The sequence below is a fragment of the Hymenobacter aerophilus DSM 13606 genome, assembly GCF_000382225.1.
Lineage (GTDB): Bacteria > Bacteroidota > Bacteroidia > Cytophagales > Hymenobacteraceae > Hymenobacter > Hymenobacter aerophilus.
Genome location: NZ_KB907823.1, coordinates 14,546 through 34,606, shown reverse-complemented (window position 1 = coordinate 34,606; position 20,061 = coordinate 14,546). Strand labels below are relative to the sequence as shown.

The 20,061-nt window shown below is 58.2% G+C and carries 15 protein-coding genes; 6 read left to right on the top strand and 9 right to left on the bottom strand.

Translation table 11 applies throughout. The annotated features are described in order from the left end of the window. Positions 1-11 precede the first annotated feature (11 nt). Complete coding sequence (locus tag H145_RS0115310; RefSeq protein ID WP_019949037.1) at positions 12-5,207, bottom strand: DEAD/DEAH box helicase; 5,196 nt, start codon at positions 5,205-5,207, stop codon at positions 12-14. A 153-nt stretch (positions 5,208-5,360) separates the two neighbouring features. Between H145_RS0115310 and H145_RS0115305 the strand changes: the two genes are divergently transcribed. Genes H145_RS0115305 through H145_RS24210 form a run of 4 tightly spaced genes read left to right on the top strand, consistent with a single transcriptional unit; the run spans position 5,361 to position 11,076 of the window. Beyond that, positions 5,361-7,268 carry a site-specific DNA-methyltransferase gene (locus H145_RS0115305; RefSeq protein ID WP_019949036.1) on the top strand — a complete coding sequence of 636 codons (1,908 nt, stop codon included), beginning with the start codon at positions 5,361-5,363 and terminating at the stop codon, positions 7,266-7,268. Between the two features lie 12 nt (positions 7,269-7,280). Next, positions 7,281-7,838, top strand: coding sequence for a hypothetical protein (locus H145_RS24215; protein ID WP_071595209.1), 558 nt, complete (start codon positions 7,281-7,283; stop codon positions 7,836-7,838). After that, positions 7,838-10,606, top strand: a complete 2,769-nt coding sequence (locus tag H145_RS0115300; RefSeq protein WP_019949035.1) for a restriction endonuclease — start codon at positions 7,838-7,840, stop codon at positions 10,604-10,606. The genes H145_RS24215 and H145_RS0115300 overlap by 1 nt, the downstream gene beginning before the upstream one ends. A 41-nt stretch (positions 10,607-10,647) precedes the next feature. Continuing rightward, entirely contained in the window at positions 10,648-11,076 is a 429-nt protein-coding gene (locus H145_RS24210; protein WP_157541630.1) for a hypothetical protein, read from the top strand. 200 nt (positions 11,077-11,276) lie between these two features. Here H145_RS24210 and H145_RS0115295 read toward each other — a convergent pair whose 3' ends face one another. The 6 genes from H145_RS0115295 to H145_RS0115270 form a co-directional block, all read right to left on the bottom strand. Next, positions 11,277-12,020, bottom strand: a complete 744-nt coding sequence (locus H145_RS0115295; RefSeq protein WP_019949034.1) for a hypothetical protein — start codon at positions 12,018-12,020, stop codon at positions 11,277-11,279. Beyond that, positions 12,013-13,131, bottom strand: coding sequence for a hypothetical protein (locus tag H145_RS22920; RefSeq protein ID WP_019949033.1), 1,119 nt, complete (start codon positions 13,129-13,131; stop codon positions 12,013-12,015). The genes H145_RS0115295 and H145_RS22920 overlap by 8 nt, the downstream gene beginning before the upstream one ends. Continuing rightward, the gene (locus H145_RS0115285; protein ID WP_019949032.1) at positions 13,128-13,742 is read right to left on the bottom strand and encodes a hypothetical protein; all 615 of its coding nucleotides are present in this window, start codon (positions 13,740-13,742) and stop codon (positions 13,128-13,130) included. The genes H145_RS22920 and H145_RS0115285 overlap by 4 nt, the downstream gene beginning before the upstream one ends. 29 nt (positions 13,743-13,771) lie before the next feature. Next, the gene (locus tag H145_RS0115280) at positions 13,772-14,074 is read right to left on the bottom strand and encodes a hypothetical protein (protein WP_019949031.1); all 303 of its coding nucleotides are present in this window, start codon (positions 14,072-14,074) and stop codon (positions 13,772-13,774) included. Between the two features lie 66 nt (positions 14,075-14,140). Then, complete coding sequence (locus H145_RS0115275; RefSeq protein WP_019949030.1) at positions 14,141-14,446, bottom strand: MerR family transcriptional regulator; 306 nt, start codon at positions 14,444-14,446, stop codon at positions 14,141-14,143. Continuing rightward, positions 14,446-14,706: a hypothetical protein gene (locus H145_RS0115270; RefSeq protein ID WP_019949029.1), complete on the bottom strand. Its 261-nt coding sequence runs from the start codon at positions 14,704-14,706 to the stop codon at positions 14,446-14,448. The genes H145_RS0115275 and H145_RS0115270 overlap by 1 nt, the downstream gene beginning before the upstream one ends. Positions 14,707-14,810: 104 nt before the next feature. Between H145_RS0115270 and H145_RS0115265 the strand changes: the two genes are divergently transcribed. Both H145_RS0115265 and H145_RS0115260 read left to right on the top strand, forming a co-directional pair. Further along, entirely contained in the window at positions 14,811-15,689 is an 879-nt protein-coding gene (locus H145_RS0115265; RefSeq protein WP_083937804.1) for a S24 family peptidase, read from the top strand. A 252-nt stretch (positions 15,690-15,941) separates the two neighbouring features. Beyond that, positions 15,942-17,255: a site-specific integrase gene (locus H145_RS0115260; protein WP_019949027.1), complete on the top strand. Its 1,314-nt coding sequence runs from the start codon at positions 15,942-15,944 to the stop codon at positions 17,253-17,255. Between the two features lie 65 nt (positions 17,256-17,320). On the opposite strand, the gene H145_RS0115255 is transcribed toward H145_RS0115260, so the two are convergent. Both H145_RS0115255 and H145_RS0115250 read right to left on the bottom strand, forming a co-directional pair. Then, a complete protein-coding gene (locus H145_RS0115255; RefSeq protein ID WP_019949026.1) occupies positions 17,321-18,676 on the bottom strand; it encodes a sensor histidine kinase in 1,356 nt (451 codons plus the stop codon). Next, positions 18,666-20,039 (bottom strand): sigma-54-dependent transcriptional regulator, encoded by a 1,374-nt coding sequence (locus tag H145_RS0115250; protein WP_019949025.1) that lies wholly within the window; start codon positions 20,037-20,039, stop codon positions 18,666-18,668. Before H145_RS0115250 ends, H145_RS0115255 begins: the two co-directional genes overlap by 11 nt. Positions 20,040-20,061 lie beyond the last annotated feature (22 nt).

The window sequence follows — 20,061 nt, the reverse complement described above, 5'->3', positions numbered from 1 at the left end:
AAAACTAAATTCTAGCTGCCACTATTTGTACGCTGGTCAGTATAAAGTTTAGCAGCAGTAAGATTGAACTGCACGTCGATGGCGGTGTCGGAGAGGCGGATTTCGTAGCGACGCTCGGTGGGGCCGTAGACGTTGACGATTTGGTGGCCAGCGCTGAAGGAATGGTCGGTGAGGTAGTCGGCACGGCCAAAGAGGGCGCGTTCGACGTCGTCGGCGTGGTAGTTGAGCAGTTGGCCGCCCTGAGCCGGGACGTGGGTTTCGGCCAGGCTCAATAGCATGTTTAGCTCGGTTAGGGCGTCGTGGTTGCGGGTTTTTTCGTCGGGGACGAGGACAACCAGACGGTCCTTAGCGCGGCTGATGGCGACGTTGAGGATGTATTGGCGTTCGAGCATGGGGATGCCCCGGCGGCGGGCGACGGTGGCGATGTACTCGGGGGGGCTGAAAAGGGCAAAGACTAGGTCGCACTCGTCGCCCTGGAATCCGTGGATGGTACCGACGTTTTCGTTGGGGTCGATGACTTCGGCGGGCAGCTGCATCTGCTTGAGGATTTCGCGCACCAGTGCGGCCTGTGCGGTGTAAGGCGAAATGACGCCGATGCGGAAGGGGCGCTCGGGGGTGGGCAGCGGGTTGAGGTGGTGGGCGACGTGGCGGACGATTTCGGCGGCGAGAATACCGCTGTAAGGATGGTACTGGCTGCCCTGCTGCAGGCGGCGGGCTTGCAGGATGCTTTCGCCGGGCTGGACGGGGAAACGGATGATGGTGACGTCGGCGAGGGTGAGCTTGCCGAAAGTGGCATCTTGGCGGCCCTGAAAAAGCATGCCAGGCTGATTGGACACTGGAATAGTGCCGGTTAGGGGCCGGGCATGCTGGAGCAGGCCCTTATATGTATAGTGGCTGAAGAGGGCCCCGAGTGGGGGCGTGGCGCGGTACTGGGTTTCGAGGGGCACTACCTCGTACTGGTGGGGCTCGGTGCGGCGGGTCTGGAAGTCGTTGAGCTGAACGAGGGAGTAGATGTTTTCTTCGGCCAGCTGCGGGGCCAGCACGACGGGGGGAATCTGGAGCGGGTCGCCGCCGATGATGAACTCGCGGCAGCGGCTGGCGCACTGGTAGATGACGTTGAGGGTCGCCACGAGAGGAATCATGGATGCCTCGTCGAGAATGATGTAGTCCCAATGCGCGGCGGCCAGCTTTTGGGGGGGCAGGGTACCGTAGGTAGCATAGGGAAAGCGGGCCACGGTGGTGATGACCGTGCACCGGTCGAGGGCATCGAGGTCGGCTACCTGCGGTCCTTGAACGAGATTGGGAATCAGGTCGAGGTCGGGGTCGGCGGTGGTGCCGTAGCGCACGAGCCAGTCGGGGGCGACTTTAACGCGGGGGTTCTGGCGGCTGGGTTCGAGCAGGCGCCGGGTGAGCACGTCGGCGGCTTTATTAGTGGGCGTGAGCACCAGGATGCGGGCGTCGCTGTCGCGGGCGTACATGAGGCGGCGGATTTCCTTGTCGGCTAGGTGCTGGGTTTTACCGGTGCCGGGGGGGCCAAAGATGAACCGGATTTGGGGGGGCGCGGGCAGGTCGGCTTTGAGGTCTTTATCGGGGGCAAAGTCGTGGCGGGTGCCGAGCTCGTTGAAGTGGCGGCGGAGTTCCTCAGCAAGGAAGGCGGGTGACTGCACGCGGATGGTGAAGCGACGCACCTGGTCCAGGTCGATGCCAGCATCAGTGAGGGCCGTGGTTTTGGCCAGCTTGACACGGAGCGTGAAGTCTTTGACGCTGGCCACGTCGATGAGGATGCTTTTGGTGGTGCCGTTGAGCAGGGTGAGCTCCAACTCCAGGTTGGGCCGGTCTTCGATGTTGCGGGGAATGTAGGTGGCCGGCTCGCGGAGAATCAGGGTGCGGTGCTGGCGGTCGACGGGGTCGAGCTGGCCCTTACCGAAGGTGATTTTTAGCTCGGTGGTGGCTTGGTGCTGCTCGCCGCTGAGCAGGGATTCCAGCTCCAGGGCTTTCTGACACCACTCGTAGCAGTAGCGGGGCAGCGTATCGAGGGCCTGCTCCAACTCGGTGCGGCGGAGAATAGCTTCGGTGCGCTCTTCGGCCAGCTGCTGCTCGCGGGCGTGGACCTTGGCGTCGCGGATAGCGGCGGCGGCAGTTGGGTCGTCGTCGGGTTGCTCCTCTCCTGCTGACTCGGACGTGGGCTGCTGATTTTTTTGCAGGGCTTCGAGGCGGGCGGTTTCCTGACGGGCGCGGATTTCGCGGGCGGCATCGAAGGACTTGCGGCGCTGCTCGAGGTAGCTATCGGGCGTGGGCGCGACGGGCGTGGGGGGCGGCGGAACGTCGTCGATACCGGTGATGGATGGGTTTAAGTGCAGCCCGGGGCTGGTGCCTGGCGTTGGAGTAGGTGGCTGGACAGCGGGGCGTAGGGCTTGTAGGACGTCGTCGATGGAGCCGCCACGAGCCAGGTGCTGGGTTAGCAGGTCGAAGGCCTGCTGCTGGCGGGGGTCGGTGAAGGTTTGGCCGGTGCGAAGACCGATGGCAGCAAGCAATTCACTGGCAGCGGTGCTGCTGTCGTTGTAGCTGGGATGCAGGTGAAGGTTTTGGGTGCGTAGCTGCTCGACCGTGTAGCACTGGCCGTCGGCAGCAAACAGCCAAGGGTAATCGATAAGGTTATCAACCAGTGTAGAGGTTACGGGCTTGACGTGCCGGGTATAACGGTTCCAGAAGTAGCTGTGCGTACTGGAAAGAATATCAGCCTTACGATTGACAGATTCTACTAGAAAATCGAATAGGTTGACTGACCAGGCCAGGGATTGGGGGGTGCATATTAGGTCTGGCAGTTTTTCGAGCTGATAGTCGATGACTTCTTCATCGGAGACGCTCCGGTGACCGGTTTCTTCATACCGATACTCCTGGGTAGCCCACGGGACGTCGGAGCCAGTGGTAACAACCTGCTTGATGCGGGGAGAATCAGAAATGCCAATAGACAGCCAGAGCTGGTACACCTGGTCGCCGTACTCCGCCTCAAGCGGGGCATATAGCGAGCGGTCGAGAAACGGCACTTTGGCGGTGGTGCCCAAAAATACGGTTAGCGTGTCGCTGGGTAGGTAGCAGCGGCCAGGGCGGTGCCAGCGGGCGAGGCCCGTGTAGTGTTCGGCAAGTAGGCAAGGCACTTTGGCCAGGGCTTTACAGAGCCGTTCGCGCCGGCTCTTGTCGGGAGCGGTCTGAATGAAGCACTCCACGATGGTACGGCAGTGGGCCAAATGTTCCTGGTCGGATACGCTGGCGAGGTTGTCGGACTTGTAGCGGGGCAGAATCTGGCCCTCGATAACGGCCAGCAAATCGGGAGCACCGAGGCCGATAAGGGAGATAAAGCTAGCCAGGGATGCATCGTTGGCCAGGGTTGGGTGCAGCACCTTTACGCCGGGAACTGGGGTGACGGCGGGCAGGAAAACCTGGAATGTGTTGTCGTCGTGCCAAGCCGATGCATGACTGGGGGCGCTATCGGAGCTGGTTGGTTCGAGTCGGAGAAACGGCTTGTTGCGCAAGGGCCGCTCGCCGGTAATAAGCAGGGAGCGACCGGGGCCGGTATCGAGAAAACGGTAGAAGGCGGCAAACCACTCGGTGGACTGCGCGGCGGCAAACCCGTGGTTGAACAAACGAACGAGCTTGGGGGCGGTAAACTGCTGGCGGGCCTGGCCACCGGGTAGCAGCGTCAGGACATAATCGACCAGCTCGGAGCGGCTTTTGTTGAGGCTGGCGAATACCCACGCGGCGGCGGGGTTATCGGTGAGCTGGGCCAGTTGCGGCTGGGCGAAAGTGAGCAGCAACTCTTCGGACTCGGACAGATAGGCATTGGCGGCCGTGACGTGGCCACCGGTGCTGGTGGGCAGCAGGCGTTGGGTGCGTAAGGCCTTGGTTACGGCTATAAACAGAGGCAGAAACGATACGCCGCTACGCTTAGAGGCGGATTCGAGCGGGGCCCGGTCGAGGGGCAACAGCCGAAGCAAGCTGTCGGTAAGCAGGGAGCTTGGGCGGGGAGTATCTTCCAGAGAATTCTGCTGCGCGGGGAACGGGGGCAGGTCGCGGAAGACGGGTAAGGCAGCCGCCAGCAAGTCGGCAACCTGATCGATTAGGACTTTATTCCAGGGGTCGGAGCCCCGGAGCAGTTCGCGGCTGTCGCCGAGCGACCAAGGGGCCTGCACGATGAAGCGCAAGTCGTGGGCTTCCTTGGTGCTGAAGTAGCAGAACACTTCGAACAGCTGGTCGGCGTCGAGGGTGCCGTTGGGGCGGATGGCAAAAGCTAGCTCCGTTTTGAGGTCGGGCCGGCCCTTAGGAGCCTGGCTAACGAGTAGGAAGCGGAACGTAGTAGACTTAATGCCTGATTCGGTAGCAAGTGAGCCAGTAACTTCCTGTAGCAGGCTGGTGAGCTGCACGGTGGCACCAGGCAACTCAACGGGAACCTGGGTCAGGGGCTCGTCTTCGCGTAGGTAGGTACCGCGGGAAGTAGGTTTCTGGTCGGGGACGTGGCTGGGCTGATCGTACACCTGCCAGGCGATGCCCCGAAGGTTAGGCAGAAACAGTAGCGGGTAACGTAGGCCAGCCAGAGCGGCGGCAATATCGTGGTAGGCTTTCGTGGTCCAGTTTTGGTCGCCTTTGTTGAAAGGAATCCAGAACATAGTCGGATGCAGGGTGGCATCCCACGGGAAATGCGGCTTGGCTTGCTCGTTGCGGAGCAGGTTGGGGACGATCAGGTCGCTGATGGAAAATGCGAACTGCTGGTCGTAAATGTGGGGCGTGTTGGTGAAGATGAAAACCGACTTGAAGCCGGTGCCGAACTTGCCGATGGTGTTGCCCTGCTGGGGCTGCTGGTCGGGGTTTTCGGACTTTGAGCCGTGACCAATACTGGTAATGGCGTTGACGTGGCCGGGCCGGGCAGCACGGTTGGTGGTAGCCAGGTCGGGGTCGGTAATGGTGAAGGGGGCGCCTTGGTTACGGATGGCGTCGTGATAGAAGGCCAGGCCGTCGGGGTAGAGGGCGAAGCAGGCTTCGAGGGCCTGGGCGTCGTTCGCGTTCTGGAGCAGCTCGTAGAGAAAGTGGGTATCGTTCTGGTGGCGGTGCGACACCATGCGCTTGACGCCGGCAAAATCAGGGTGGTTGAGGAAGGCGGCTTGCTCGCGGCGTTGCTGCGTCAGCTTCTCGAATAGAGCGACGTGGGGCATAGTTGCAAAAAAAATTAGGATACGAACAGGTTAGCAGATAAGGCACTAGCAAAGGCGTATATCCGGCACTACAAGGAGCAATTTGCACGGCCAAATTGATTATTGCAACTTAGGGCGGGGCTTATTAGGCCCGGACTTGAAACTACTTGCTTTATGGAATCGACTACTGCCCCTACCCTACTTGAGAATGAGGCGACGCGCCTAGATGGCCAGAGCCTGGACGTGGCTGCGGAGAAGCTGGCCCAATTGAAACAGCTAATGCCCGAGGTGTTTGCTGAGGGCAAGCTTGACGTGGATAAGCTGCGGCTCGTACTGGGTGAGGATGTGTATGTAGGTGAGGAGCGGTACGGGCTGAACTGGCCGGGTAAGGCGGAAGCCTACAAAGAGATTCAGAAGCGGACCACAGCGACGCTGGTGCCCGACCGAGAGGGCAGCGTGGACTTTGACACAGCTGAAAATGTGTTTATCGAGGGGGAGAATCTGGAAGTGCTCCGAGTGCTGCAGAAGTCGTATTTCGGGAAGGTGAAGATGATTTACATAGACCCACCCTATAATACTGGTAATGACTCATTTGTATATCCTGATGACTACACTGAGCGGCGGGAAGAATTTGAGAAGCGAGCGGGCTTAGTGGACCAGGAGGGGTATATCAATAAGCAGGACTTATGGCGTAGTAATAGCAAGGAAAATGGCCAATACCATTCTGTTTGGCTGAGTATGATGCTTCCCCGCTTGTTTCTTTCCCGGAATTTACTTTGTGAGGATGGCGTAATTTTCGTATCAATTGATGACAACGAAGTGTTCAATTTAAAGCTGTTAATGGATGAAATTTTCGGTCAAGAAAATTTTTACTGTTGCTTTGTTTGGCAACGACGTAGCGGAGCAATGGATAGCGTAGATAACGTTAGCACTGACCACGAGTATGTACTGTGTTATGGCAAAAGCAAAACTAAGTTAAAAGGGCTTGAGCGCACATTCGACCGATATACAAATCCAGATGATGATTCTCGGGGCCCTTGGATTGCAGATAACTTAAGTGCTGGCAAAGCAGGTGGTGATACTCTCTACCCTATCAAAGACCCTCTAACCGGCATCGAGTACATGCCGCCAAAGGGCCGTTACTGGCCCTACAATCGGCGAACGATGCAGCAGAAAATTGATGAGGGTAGGGTAATTTTCCCTAAGAAAGGGAAGGATGGTTCTCCTCTTCTTAAGCGCTTTCAGAATGAGGCCAAGTTTTCGACCGTTCCAGTATCCACTTGGATGCGCAATGAATCAGCAAAAGGGGTAGGCAACTCACTTCGTGCTGGCTTTAACACGGAGGGCACGAAACAGCTTCAAGAGCTATTTGGAGATAAAGTATTTTCTCATCCTAAGCCAACTGTACTAATAAAGTCCTTTGCTTCACAATGCTTGGGTACAGATGACATTGTTATGGATTTCTTTGCTGGCTCCGCTAGTACGGCTCAGGCTATCATTGAACTTAACCAAGAGTCTGGTGGAAACAGAAAGTTTATTTGTATCCAGATGCCTGAAAGCATTGAAACAGATGCACCAGCCTACTCAAAGGGGTACCGCAAGATCTCCGAAATTTCACGGGATAGAATTCGTAAGGTCTTGAATAAGCACACTCAGAATAACCAAATCAACTTCGCAGCACCAGGAATAAAAGGGTTTAAGTCATTCATACTTGAGTCATCAAACTTCAAAATATGGCGTGAAGATGCTTCGGCAAAGTCAATGAGTGACCAATTAAATCTATTTCAAAACCAATTTTCTAACACTGAAATAGATAAAGAGAGTGTTGTTTATGAATTAATGCTTAAACATGGTCTTTTGCTCTCAGCTGCTATTGAATATAGGGATGGTGTTTATTATGTTGATAATAATCGAATATGCATTATCCTAGAAAAAATCAGCAGCGAAAAACTAGCTAAAGTGGCAGAAAAACAACCCAAACGAGTTGTGATTCAAGAAAGCATTTTTGGCATTTCTGACCATGCCCTTACAAATGTTGCATTGGAACTTGAAGAGGCTAACATAAGCTTCGAACTTATTTAACCTATACTTGCAATGGATGATAACTTTTGGAAAGATGCCTATAGCGCATCTTGGAAGCAAGCGAGTGAGAAGGAGAATTGGATAAAGGCCACAATTGAAAAAGAAACTGGCTTAGCAGTTGAAGTTATTGGGCTCGGTGCAGGTTCAACTGACTATATATCGGGAAGTGCGGCTTTAAATGATAAAGAAAAAGGAGGTGCAGACCTCTACTTGCCGGAGCGAGACATATATGTGGAAGTAACAGGCCCAAACATCAATGTATCGGCCGATGATGATTTATGGATTAGACCTGATAAGGCAGAAAACGCATTCAACAAGATTGCATCGGAGATTGGAAAAATGCATGTAGTTGTGCATTTAGCCACGATAAAGCCAACTGGCGATAAGCTTGCCCGGGTTATATTAATGACCGCTAAGCTTCAAGAAGACATAAGAAATAGCAAAATACCTCTCATTACGCCACGGATAAGGGGGAATCAAGAGCGCTATTATTCTATCCCTGCTAATTATGTGCTTGTTAGGCCATATGAAAAATTTATTAATTTTTTGAAGTCTATTCCGTCTGTATAATGAAATTACAATTTGACAGTTCACAGAACTATCAGCTTGAGGCAGTGCAAGCAGTAATTGATGCGTTTGAAGGGCAGCCACTGGGTGAGGGAGGCTTTGGCACGTCGTTCAGACAAGAAGGGAGCTCATTGGAATTTACTGAGCGCGGGATTGGCAACAAGCTTGTCCTTAACGCGGAGCAATTATTAGAAAACATTCAGAAAGTGCAGGTACGGTACGGTCTGGGTCGGTCAACAGAGTTAGCGCATACCACGGTTGCTAGGGATAGTAAATCAGCATCGGTGGATCTAAATCTGACTGTAGAAATGGAGACAGGCACTGGCAAGACTTATACCTATTTGCGCACGATATATGAGTTGCACCGACAGTATGGTTTTCGCAAGTTTGTAATTGTCGTACCAAGCATAGCCATTCGCGAGGGCGCACTGAAAAATCTGGAAGTGACCCACGAGCATTTCCAGACGCTGTATGGACACGTGCCCATTAACTTTAGCGTTTATGACAGTGCCCGATTAGGCGCGTTACGCAACTATGCAACCAGCGATGCGCTACAAGTACTGGTAATGAATATTGACGCTTTCACGAAGGACGCCAACGTAATCAACACAAAACGCGAGAGTGGGGTCAAGCCGATTGAGTACATTCAAGGAGTGCGTCCGATAGTGATAGTGGATGAGCCGCAGAATATGGAGACAGATGTACGGCGGGCGGCACTAGCCAACTTACACCCACTTTGTCTTTTGCGTTACTCAGCAACGCACCGTCATTTGTATAACTTGGTTTATAGCCTAAACCCCGTGCAGGCCTATGACCAGGGCTTAGTGAAGCAAATTGTTGTTGATGGCATAACAGGCGGGGCAAATTACAATGCAGCATTTGCAGAGTTGCGCTCGGTAGTGCATGGCAAGCGAGCATTGGGAGCCAAGATTTCGTTCTTCCAAAATGGGAAAACAGGAGTTTCCAAAGTGGAGAAGACAGTGAAGCTAGGCGATGACCTATTTGACTTGTCGGGGGGGCGCGATGCCTACAAAAATGGATTTATTCTGGAGAGCATCAATGCTGCGGATGGGCTTGTAGAATTCAGCGGGGGCTTGATACTGCGCGAGGGAGAATCGAAAGGGGGCCAGACTGAGGACGTGATGAAGTTTCAGGTGGAGCAGACGGTTCTGCACCACTTCCGGCGGGTGAAGCAGCTGCAGCCCCGAGGCATTAAGGTGCTGTCGTTGTTTTTTATTGATCGGGTAGCCAACTACCGCGGTAAGGACACCGAGGGAAACCCAATGCTGGGCAAGCTGGGCATATGGTTTGAGGATGCTTTCCGGGCCCTCGCTGCCAAGTCCGAGTATGAGGATCTGATACCTTATGAGGCCGGCCAGGTGCACGCCGGTTATTTCTCGCAGGATAAGAAAGGTCTGAAGGATACCAACGGCTCGACAAAGGTTGACGATGACACCTACAATCTGATCATGAAGGATAAGGAGCGGCTGCTGGGCCGCTCGGAACCGGTGCAGTTTATCTTCTCCCACTCGGCCCTGCGCGAAGGGTGGGATAACCCGAATGTGTTTCAGATTTGCACATTAAATGAGGCCAAGACCACACTGCGCAAGCGCCAGGAAATTGGACGCGGGCTACGATTGCCAGTAAATGCCATGGGGCAGCGGGTATTAGATAAAGGTTTGAATGTACTGACGGTAATAGCTAACGAGAGCTATGAAAGCTTTGCGAAGGCGCTGCAGCAGGAGATTGAGGATGAAACGAGCGTATCGTTTGAAGGACGGATCAAGAACGCGCGTGACGTGGCTATGGTACAACGCACGAAACAGCTGACAGAAGAGAACTGTCCGCTGTTTTTTGAAATATGGGATAGAATCAAACACAAGACGCGTTACCGGGTAAATTACTCCTCGGCAGACCTGATCAGATTAGCAGTAGAGGAACTGGCAGATGTTAGGCGGGTGCCAGTGACTGTGCGTCCTAAGTTGCTGAGTGAAGTGGCCCGGTTGGGCATAAGCCAGCAAGATGGTGTAACGGCTACTCTAACTAATTCATCATCGGCCAAAACTGAAGCCGTGCGCTACCCAGTACCGGATGTATATGCCTACATTCAGCAGCGGGTAAACATCACCCGACGAACAATATTCGAGATTTTGAGTCAGTCGGGCCGAAATGGGGAGTTGGAAGTAAACCCGCAGCTATTTTTGGACAACGTGGTGGGTGTGGTTCAGCGGACGCTGAATAAGCTCCTAGTCGACGGGGTGATTTATGAACGCCTAGCCGGAGAGCAGTATGAGATGAAGCTGTTCGACAACGAGGAAATCCAGACGTTTCTGAGTAACCTATTTGCTGTGACGGAACATCCGGAGAAGACTTTGTACAATTACGTACCGGTGGATTCTGATACGGAGCGAAGCTTTGCTCGAGACCTGGAAGCAGATGAAGCGGTGAAGTTCTTCTTTAAGCTGCCTCGTGGCTTTAAGGTGCCGACGCCGATTGGCAACTACGTGCCCGACTGGGCGGTGGTGCTGGAAGCTGACAAGCGGGTGTACTTCGTAGCTGAAACCAAGTCTACGCTGGATGAGCAACTCCGTCGAGACGTGGAGAACCTGAAAATTAAGTGTGGACAGAAGCACTTCGCGTTGCTAACCAGCGAAGGAGTGAAATATAGTGTGGTAACGAATGTACGGGGGATGATAGGAATAGCGGAAGACATGATGACGGTAGCAGTTGGTCAATTACCTCCCATTCGAGGGAGTGTTGAGGCAGCTTAAGATATAGTAGGTTTCAATTTAATCGCCCCACAGCAAAAAACATGAACAACTTTTTTGAAATAGCAGGTTACCTCGCCAATCCGGCCCGTCAGGTTCTTATCGAAGTAGAGGTTCCTGCAGGTCAAATTTCATCATTTGAAGGGCAATATAAGGTCGATACCAAAGGGCACTCGCTACCTACTCCAGGACAAGGTCCATACTATCTACAGGAAAATAAATGGGGTGTTGAAAGAAGATTATACTACGTCGATAATGGAAATGCACCTGTCGATTTGGTTGCCGAAGTATATAATAACACACGCCCCGGATATATCACGATATTCAACCGCCGATGCGACCAAGGCAGGGAATTAATCAATCCGCTTTTTCAACATGGCTTTGTTTTAGGCTCGCCTCAGGATGAAGCAAGAAGAAGGGCCACTATTCCAGCGAGTGAAATTGCAGATTTCAACAGAGGATATTCTCGTTAGCAGATTTAATAGGGTGGGATGGTCCAGTGAAAATTGATAGCAAGCCAAGGTTGGTTGGTTGTCAGGTTCTGTTCGGATTTATGAGGCAAGCGGCAGCCGAGGGCGGCGGTCAAGATTGTGAGCACCCTGTGCTAATTAACAGTCTAGATTAGCTGCGGATAGGATAACTACCAACTGCACAATAGCAGGCGCGGAATTATTCAGGCGGCGGAGTTGGGACGGTAGCGGTCGGCGAGGCGGCGGTCTTCGGCGCGGTGGCGGCGGTCGATTTCCTTTTGGGCTTCGGGGCTGGGCTGCCAGTCGGGGCGGGGGTTGCGCTGGGTGAGTAGTTGCAGTTGGTGGCGTTGGTGCTCGGCTTCGGCAGGCGGGAGCAGGCCGCGTTTTTGGCGCTGGTTGATGAGGGTGAGCCGCTGGCGCAGGTGCTCGGCGTTGGGGTGGTCGGATGGGATACGGCGGCCGATGGCGGCTACCAACTGGGGGGCGGTTTGTTGGAGCTGGGTGAGGGTGGCGGTGGCCTCGCCGGCGGCCTGGGCTTTGCGGTCGAGGTGCTGGGTTTCGAGGTAGGTGGCTTTGCGCTGGAAGTACTCGGCCAGCAGGGCGTAGATGCGGGAAACGTCGAGCGAGGCGAAGAACTTGCTACCGCGGGTGCGGGCTTCTTTCAGGGCCAGGATGATATCCTTGACGCTCTCGTGGGTGTAGGTGTGGGTGAGCGTGTCGGCCAGCTCCAGGACATCGGCCGCGTCGGGCTTGTCGGGTACGCGCAGCGAGTCGAGGAAGGCGCGCAGGATAATGATGAGCAGCTTGACGAGCACGATTTCGCCGAGCTGGCGGCGTAGCTGAAACAGCTTGGGCGCGGCGGCGGCCTGGGCCATCGTGAGGCCCACCGACAGCTCGGCCAGCAGGGCGCGGGCCTCGGGGTTGGGCGTGGCGGCCAGTTCACGCATCGTACTTGGAGCGGAAGCCAGTGCGAGCAAAGAGTGCTCCGGGGCCGGTGGCATTGTTGGCGTGAGGGCCGGGGGCGAGTTTGAGGCGGTTATCGTGCGCATCGTTGAGCATGAATTGGGTGGCGGTGGCTTTCCAGTCGCGGCGGCGGGGCGGCTCGCCGTTTTTGCGCCAGTTGGTGACCTGGGCGTGGTAGAAGCGCAGGTCGGCTAGTTCGTAATCGGTGCCGGCGAAGGCGGCGGCAAAGTTCTCGTAGGTGGCCAGCGCGGACTCGGCGAAGGGGACTTCGGGGCGGTGGGGCCGGCCGCGTTTGGGGGGCGGGTTGGCATCGGCAGTCTGGGCTTGGGCGGCGTGCCGGATGGGGCTCGCTCCTACCCCTTTTTTCTTTGGCGCAACTTTCTTTTTTGAGGCTGGAGCCACGCTGTTTGGCGGCTTGGGCTCGTCGAGCAATTCCACACTTGAAAGCCCTTCGCCTTCGCCACCCTCCCACTTTTTTTTGGGTGCGCCACCGCCGTTTACTACTACACTGTTTAAACCTTTTGTTTTACCATATAAGGTGTCTTCGGGCACTTCTGCCCCCGATGAAGCCCGCATCGGGGGCACTTGTGCCTGAAGTGCTGGGGGCAGAACTGCCCCCGATGCGCCTTTTTCATGTAGGGCACTTGTGCCCCCGGTGGGCAGGTGCATGGGGGGCACTTGTGCCTGTGATGGTTGGGCGGCATCGGGGGCAGAAGTGCCCGCGGTGCCGGGATTTACCGGGGGGACTTTCGAGTCCGGTACGACTGGTTCATCAGGGGCACTTCTGCCCCCGATGGCGGGCGGTTGGGACAAGTCGGTGAGGAAGCAGCGGCTGCGGCCGTAGCGCGACTGACTGGGCTGGTAGGCCAGCAGCTGCCAGGTGTCGAGGTCGTAGAGGGCGGCGCGGTAGGTGCGCTCGTTGCCGATGCGGGCGGCCCGCATGGTGGCGGGGTGGTCGAGGTCGAGGCCGGCGGGGAAGCGGGCAGCATTCCACTCAAAGAACAGGGCCCAATACAGGCTGACATGGTGGGGCCGGGCCTGGGCTTGTTGGCTCAGGTGCTCGTGGGCGGCGCGGGTGTGGGCCACGTAGTTCATGCATGCGCCGGCATAGGAATCAGCGGAACGAAGGGCTCGTCGGGGGCCGTAAAGGGCGCGGGCGGCTCGAACAGGCCGAGCTGGCGGCACTCGGTGCACTTGCCGCGCAGGGCGGCTTCCACTTCGAGCAGCGCGGTTTGGACGGTGGCTTCGAGCAAGCCGGCATAGGCGTAGGGTTCGAGCTCGTGGTCGAAGGCTACGTAGGGGCTGGTCAGATTGAGCAGCTTGCCACCGGCGAGCTGGCGCTGGCCGATGAGCGTGACTCCGCTCCCACTGCCGCCGAGGGTGAAGCCGGTGACGGTGAAGGCGGCGAAGTGGTCGGGGAGCGTGCCGGTCTCGTCGTCGGGCCAGAAGTCGGGCGTCTCAGATAGTTGCTCGCACAGCAGGCACAGGTGGGGCACGAGTTGCTCAAACCAGTGAAGCAGGTCGGGGTGCACGAGCTCCTGGCAGGTGAGGGCGAAGGTGCGGGGAGGGGCCTGGTCGGTGCGCTGCTCGGTGAATTCGCACTGCAGCTGCTGGTGCTTGACGCGGGCTTTCTGGATGCGCAGGATGGAACGCGGGGCAGGCTCGTCGGCGGCCGGGCCGACCAGCGCGTGGTGGGGAGTTGGCATGGGATAAGGGAATTGGGGCCGGAAGTGGACTAAATGGAATAGTTGAAAGGGGAAGGACGGTGGTAGCGGAGCGGGTAGGCGTCGAGTACGGAGCGGCGGTAGCCCCAATCCTTCTCGTTGAGGCGGACGCCCTGGATGCGGCCAATGCGTCGGGCGCGACGGAGCGATTCGGCGCACAAACCGATGTAGGCGGCGGCCTGCTCAGTGGGCAGGATTTGGTCGGGCGCGGCCGGGGCCGGCTGCAGGAGTTGGGCGTGTTGTTCGGACAGCTGGGCTACTTCGGCGCGCAGCGCCAGCCACTCGGATTCGGGGATGAGCAGAAACGGTTGCATGGAGATGGGGATGAAAAGTGAAACCATCTTCGGCTTACGTTCAAGGGGCCCACAAGAGCATGCGGCTCAGGCTGCTTGCCGTTCAGTGGTGGCTGGGTAGCGGTTGTAGCGGTTCTGATAGCGGGTGAGCTCAGCGGGCCGGAAGCCCCACTCCTTCTCGTTGAGGCGCACGCCCTGGATGCGGCCGGCCCGGCGGGCCTTGCGCAGGCCGTCGGGCTTCATGCCAAGGTGGGCGGCGGCCTGGCGCACGTTGAGGAACTGGCCGGCGGGTTCAGCGGCTGGCGCGGTGGCCCGGGCGGCCTGCTCCAGCTGGTCGAGGCGGTGGACGATTTGCCGCCACTCGGGTTCGGGGATGAGGACGACGGTTTGCATCAGTCCTCATCGATTAACTGGCGGGCCCGCTCGTCGACCTGGCGGCGGCGCTCGAACTCTTCCTCGGCCACTTCCAGAAATACCTCGACCACTTCCTGGCGGTGGGTGCGGCCGGCAATGGCCTGGTAAAGGGCCGACTTGCTGGTTTTGATGCCCCGGCCCTGCAGTCGTTCGAGCGTATCGCGCATGATGGACGTCTTGCCCCCAAGTTTTTGCAGCACGAGTTGCAACGCGGTGGGCTTTTTCCCGTTATTTTCCATGTTGTTTCCTGTTTAGTATGTATATTGCCACTGAAATGTAATTGCTTTTTGTCGCATTTCTAAGGCTATCCAGGAACAAATGTTGCAACAAAACAGGAAATAGCATGAAATGCGCTGATACACAGACTAAAAAGATACCGGCGGTGGTGCAGCGGGTCCAGCAACTGTTTGAGCATTACAACCTGAACGCCAGCAGTGCTACGAAAGCACTGGGGTACAGCACAACCAGCAAGCTGTACAGCATCCTGGGGGGAGCGGAGCCCAGCTATCCTACTCTGGTAGACTTTTTAACGCAGTGGCCGAATATATCGGCGGACTGGCTGATGCTGGGCGTGGGCCCGATGTTGCGCTCGGCCACGGCCACTGACGCACCGGCCCCCAAACCCACCCTGAACCTGACCAAGGCAGCCAGCCAAAAGGGGGTATCGGGGTTCGACCGGATTCTGACCATCACGGTGGACGAAGAGGGCAAGGAGACGATTCCCTTCGTGCCGGTTCTGGCGCAGGCCGGCTACGTGCGGCAGTACAATGAGCCCGTATATAAAAAGCAGCTGCGCTACTACCGTCTGCCGGGCTTTGAGTTCGGGACGTTCTGCGCATTTGAAGTCTTCGGTGACAGCATGGAGCCCACCATCAACCACCGGGACATCGTTATCGTGTCGCCGGTTGAGCGCCTGGACCTGCTCACGCCGGGCGACATCTACGTGGTGGTGACGGAGGAGAGCGTGATGCTCAAGCGCATCCGGGAGCGGATAATGGACCGTAGCGAGATGGTGCGCCTGTACTCGGATAATCCGGCGGTGCTGCCCTACGAGTTGCCGGCCGCCGACATCGGCCAGCTCTGGCGGGTGCGGGGCTACTTGTCGACCCTGATTCCAAGCTTTCCGGAAATTACGGCCGAGCGCATATTTCAGGTGATTGAGACGCTGGGCTTCGACCGGGCCGAGGTACGGCGGCATTTGGAGGAACAGGTCCCAGAATAAGCCACAGTAAAAAGCCGGCCAAGCGAGCCGGCTTTACAAGCAATTGAAATTGTGCGACTTACAAGGCACTGAGATTGAATAATTGAGCCCCGACAGGAGGCTCATTTTAGCACCCCCGGAACGCCCGGAAACTTGCTTCTCGCACCGCGAAGGCATGTTTCCGGGTTTTTTGCGTTCGGGGGAAATGGCACTCCTGGGCGCGAAACTTTCACTTAACGGCGGAAGCGACGCTACCCTACACGCTACCCTCTTATGGTAACCCAATTCACGCTGCGCAGGCAGAAGCAAAACAAGGCGGGAGAATGTCCCGTGTACCTGATGGTGTACTTCGACGGGGCACGGCTGGCCTGCTCGACGGGTGAGAAATGCCGGCCGGCCGACTGGAACGAGGACCGGCAGCAGTTTCGCCGCTCCTACCCCCTCTTCGAGGATGCCAACGCCCTGCTGGCGCGCATGGCCACCGACGTGCTAACCTGGTGGCGGGCAGTAAGGGCAGCGGGCGACCCGCCCACGGTGGCCGGGCTGAAATCCGCGCTACGTCCGGCGGAAGCCGCCCCGGCCCCGGCCGAGCTGCTGGTGGTCGAGGAATTGATGAAGTTTCGGGAGGTGATGCGCGGGCGGGGGCTGATGTGGAACACGTTGCGCCACTACCTGGTGGTGGGCAACTGGCTGCGCGACTATCAGAATCTGGCGGGCCAGCCGCTCACGGTGGCGACGTATGACCTGGCTACCCACGATTCGGTGGTGGCCTATTTGCGGACGGTGCGGGGGCTGGCGCCCAACTCGCTTTACACGGTGGGCAAGGATTTGCGCCGGCTGTTTGGCTACTTGAGCGACGAGCGGGGTTGCACGCTGGCGGTGGAGCCGCACAAGCTGCGGATTTCGAGTGAGGAAACCGACAAGGTGTACCTGACGGCCGGCGAACTGGAGCAGCTGCGGGTGGCCGTGCTGCCCTCGACGCTGGTGCCGGTGCGGGACGTGTTCCTGTTCTGCTGCTACACGGGCCTGCGCTACTCCGATGTGCTGCAGCTGCACGGCGGCAACGTGGAGGCGCTGCCCGACGGCAGCGGGCAGGTACTGCGTCTGATTCAGACCAAGACCCGCACCCGGGTGAGCGTGTACCTAACGCGGGTGGCCGGGGCCCTGCTGGCCAAGTATGCCGGGGCGGAACGCTCGGGCAAGGGGGCGCGGCTGCTGCCGGTGTATCAGAACCAGGTGATGAACCGCTATTTGAAGCGGATTTGCCGGCTGGCCGGCCTGGAGCGGGAGGTGGAACAGTCGGCAGTAGTGAGCGGGCTGGTGTGCAAGCGGCCAGTGAGCCTCCATGAGCTGGTGACCATGCACACAGCCCGGCACACCTTCGCCACGCAGAGCCTGCTGCGGGGTATGCCGGTGGAAGTGCTACAAAAGGTGATGGGCCATGCCAACATCAAAACGACGCTGATTTACGCCAAGGTGGTGGAAGACTTCCAACACCAGACGATGCGGCGGATTTGGGATGGCGCAGAACATGATACTGGGCCGGAAACAATCGGCAGCATCTGCGCGGTGGAGCCGGCGGCCTGATGGCATTTTGGCCTACTTGACGGATGAGGGGTAATAGTGGTATTTAAGCAGGCTATGTCCATTCCCTAAAAGGAAACTGAAGGGGGAAACCACAGCTGAAAGGCGCTGCCGGCCCCTTCCACGGAATGAACCTGAATGCTGCCTTGGTGCAACTGCATGATTTGCTTGGCCAGGCTCAACCCAATCCCGGAGCCGTTGGGGCGGGTGGTGAAAAAAGGAACGAAGATGCTGTCCAGCACGTCGGCGGGAATACCGGTTCCGTTGTCTTTCACCTCCACAACCACCCGCTGCTCTTCATCAGGCCAGGCCAGCAGTCTGATGCGCGGGTTGGGCGTTTGCGCAACCGCCTGCGCCGCATTAAGCACCAGATTGATGAGCACCTGCTCCAGCAGGTGGCCGTCGGCGTGCAGGGTGAGGTGGGCGGGCCGGACGCTGAGGGTGACCTCGATACCCTGCGCAGCCAGCTGCTGCGCCAATAGCTGCCGGGTGGCCTGGAGCAATTCCTGTATGTACAGGGTCGTGCGCTGCGGCGCGGCCAGGGTGCTAAAATCCCGGTACACCTGAGCGAAGCGCAGCAGCCCTTCGCTGCGCTGCTGGATGATGTGAATGCCAGTCCCCACGTCGTCGAGCAACTCATCCGAAGCTGCCTGCTGCCGGGCAGCCTGCACGTGGCGGCCCAGCGAATCGGCCAGCGAGGCAATGGGGGCCACGGAGTTCATGATTTCGTGCGTCATCACTCGGAGCAGCTGCTGCCAGGCGGCCGTTTCGGTATCCGCCAGGGCCTGGCTCACGTTCTTGAAGGCCAGAAGGGTAAACGCTTCCCCGCGGAGCGTAAACTGGGTGGCCGACACGAGCAGCTGCACCGTTTGGGGACCCACTGTCAGTTTCACCACCTCAGGCTGGCCGGGCACTGCCCGGCTGATGGCCTCGTAGAGCACCGGCTGCCGAACGTGCAGCGCTCGGATATTTTTCAGGTACGGCAGGTGCAGCGTCTGCTTGAACGCCTCGTTTACCCAGCCTACGGTACCCGCCGCGTCGTAGGACACAATGCCGGTATCGAGCAGGGCCAGGATAGTTTGCAAGTACTGGAACTGCCCTTCCTGCTCGGCCCGCAACTCCCCAAACGTGGCGTTGGCCTGGTTGAAGGCCTCGTGCAGGGGCCGCAGCGACGCCGGGCCGGACTGTGCCGGGTAATGCCGCGTAAAGTCGCGGTATTGCAGGGCCAGCGTGAAATCGGCTAGGGCCTGCTGGCCGCGCGTCAGGTAGCGGGCCAGCTCTAGCACCAGCACTACCAGCAGCAGCAGGCTCCCCAGGGCCAGACCGTAGGCGTGGTGCAGCGCGGCGTACCCGCCCCCGGCCAGCGCGGCCACCAGTAGCACCAACCGCCCCAGCAGGCGCACGTCCAGGCGGTTAAATAGCATGCTTGTCGAGCCGGCGGTAGAGGGCGGTGCGGGTGATTCCCAGCTCCTTGGCCGCTTTGGTGAGGTTGCCCTGGTGGCGCGCAATGGCCTGCTGAATGGTGTTCTTTTCCACTTCCAGCAACGGCAGTGGCTGCTCCGCCCCAGTAGTCGCCGCCGCAGAAGCCGCCGCCGATTCGGGGTTCCGAAACGAGAAATCGGCCGGCAGCAGCACCGGGCCGGCCCCTAGAATAACGGCCCGTTCCACGGCGTGCTGCAGTTCCCGCACGTTGCCGGGCCAGGGGTGCTCCTGGAGCTTGCGCAGGGCGGCGGCACTGAATTCCGGTACGGGTTGCCCGTTGCGGGTGGCGTACAGCTGCGCGAAGTGCCGAGCCAATAGTTGCACGTCGTCGGCCCGTTCGCGCAGGGGCGGCAGCGTGATTTCGACCGTATTGAGGCGGTACATCAAGTCCTGGCGGAAGGTGCCGCGGGCTACCAGGGCGTGCAGCGGGGCGTTGGTGGCCGACAGCAGCCGGATATCCACCGGCACGGGGGCGTTGCTGCCCACGGGCACCACCTGGCGGTTTTGCAGGGCCGTGAGCAGCTTGGCTTGCTGGGGCAGGCCAATGTTGCCAATCTCGTCCAGAAACAACGTGCCGCCAGTGGCCGCCTCGAACCGGCCCACGCGGCTGGCCTGGGCATCGGTAAACGCGCCCTTGAGGTGCCCGAACAGTTCGCTTTCAAACAACCCCTCGCTGAGCGCGGCCACGTCGGCGGCCACGAAGGGCCGGGCGGCGCGGCGCGACTGCTCGTGCAGGGATTTGGCGACCAATTCTTTGCCGGTTCCGTTCTCGCCGAGCAGCAGCACGTTGGCTTCGGTCGGGGCGACCTTTTCAATAATGGCGCGCACTTCCTGCATGGCGGCTGACTCGCCCAGCAAAGCGGTAGTAGTGGCCGGCCTGGCTGGTTTTTTCGGGCTGCTGCCTGTTTTGTTGCCGGTTTTAGGTTGGAGCGCGGCGGCCAGCGTTTGCAGCAGCTGGTCGTTGTGCCAGGGCTTGAGCAGAAAGTCGGTGGCACCGGCTTTAAGGGCGCGCACTGCCGTGCGCACGTCGCCGTAGGCCGTGAGCAGGATAACGGCCGTGGTGGGGGTGTGCTCCCGGATGCGGTCCAGCCAGTAGAAGCCCTCGTTGCCCGTCGTCTGGCCGCTGCGGTAGTTCATGTCGAGCAGCACGGCGTCGAAGGGCTGCTGGCGGAGCAGCGAGAGCAGCCGTTCCGGGTTTTTCTCCGTCACGACTTCCCGCACCTCCGTTTTGAGCAGCAGCTTGAGGGCGAACAGCACATCGGGCTCGTCGTCAACTAACAGGATGCGGGCTTGCTTAAGAAGCATGAAAAAAGGCTGGGTAAAACGT

Excerpts from the sequence above, each read along its gene's own strand:
- H145_RS22920 (WP_019949033.1), bottom strand. The coding sequence starts at position 13,131 with ATGAACTACGTGGCCCACACCCGCGCCGCCCACGAGCACCTGAGCCAA.
- H145_RS0115270 (WP_019949029.1), bottom strand. The coding sequence starts at position 14,706 with ATGGAAAATAACGGGAAAAAGCCCACCGCGTTGCAACTCGTGCTGCAA.
- H145_RS0115255 (WP_019949026.1), bottom strand. The coding sequence starts at position 18,676 with ATGCTATTTAACCGCCTGGACGTGCGCCTGCTGGGGCGGTTGGTGCTA.
- H145_RS0115265 (WP_083937804.1), top strand. The coding sequence starts at position 14,811 with ATGAAATGCGCTGATACACAGACTAAAAAGATACCGGCGGTGGTGCAG.
- H145_RS24210 (WP_157541630.1), top strand. The coding sequence starts at position 10,648 with ATGAACAACTTTTTTGAAATAGCAGGTTACCTCGCCAATCCGGCCCGT.
- H145_RS0115250 (WP_019949025.1), bottom strand. The coding sequence starts at position 20,039 with ATGCTTCTTAAGCAAGCCCGCATCCTGTTAGTTGACGACGAGCCCGAT.
- H145_RS0115295 (WP_019949034.1), bottom strand. The coding sequence starts at position 12,020 with ATGCGTGAACTGGCCGCCACGCCCAACCCCGAGGCCCGCGCCCTGCTG.
- H145_RS0115280 (WP_019949031.1), bottom strand. The coding sequence starts at position 14,074 with ATGCAACCGTTTCTGCTCATCCCCGAATCCGAGTGGCTGGCGCTGCGC.
- H145_RS24215 (WP_071595209.1), top strand. The coding sequence starts at position 7,281 with ATGGATGATAACTTTTGGAAAGATGCCTATAGCGCATCTTGGAAGCAA.
- H145_RS0115305 (WP_019949036.1), top strand. The coding sequence starts at position 5,361 with ATGGAATCGACTACTGCCCCTACCCTACTTGAGAATGAGGCGACGCGC.
- H145_RS0115310 (WP_019949037.1), bottom strand. The coding sequence starts at position 5,207 with ATGCCCCACGTCGCTCTATTCGAGAAGCTGACGCAGCAACGCCGCGAG.
- H145_RS0115285 (WP_019949032.1), bottom strand. The coding sequence starts at position 13,742 with ATGCCAACTCCCCACCACGCGCTGGTCGGCCCGGCCGCCGACGAGCCT.
- H145_RS0115260 (WP_019949027.1), top strand. The coding sequence starts at position 15,942 with ATGGTAACCCAATTCACGCTGCGCAGGCAGAAGCAAAACAAGGCGGGA.
- H145_RS0115300 (WP_019949035.1), top strand. The coding sequence starts at position 7,838 with ATGAAATTACAATTTGACAGTTCACAGAACTATCAGCTTGAGGCAGTG.
- H145_RS0115275 (WP_019949030.1), bottom strand. The coding sequence starts at position 14,446 with ATGCAAACCGTCGTCCTCATCCCCGAACCCGAGTGGCGGCAAATCGTC.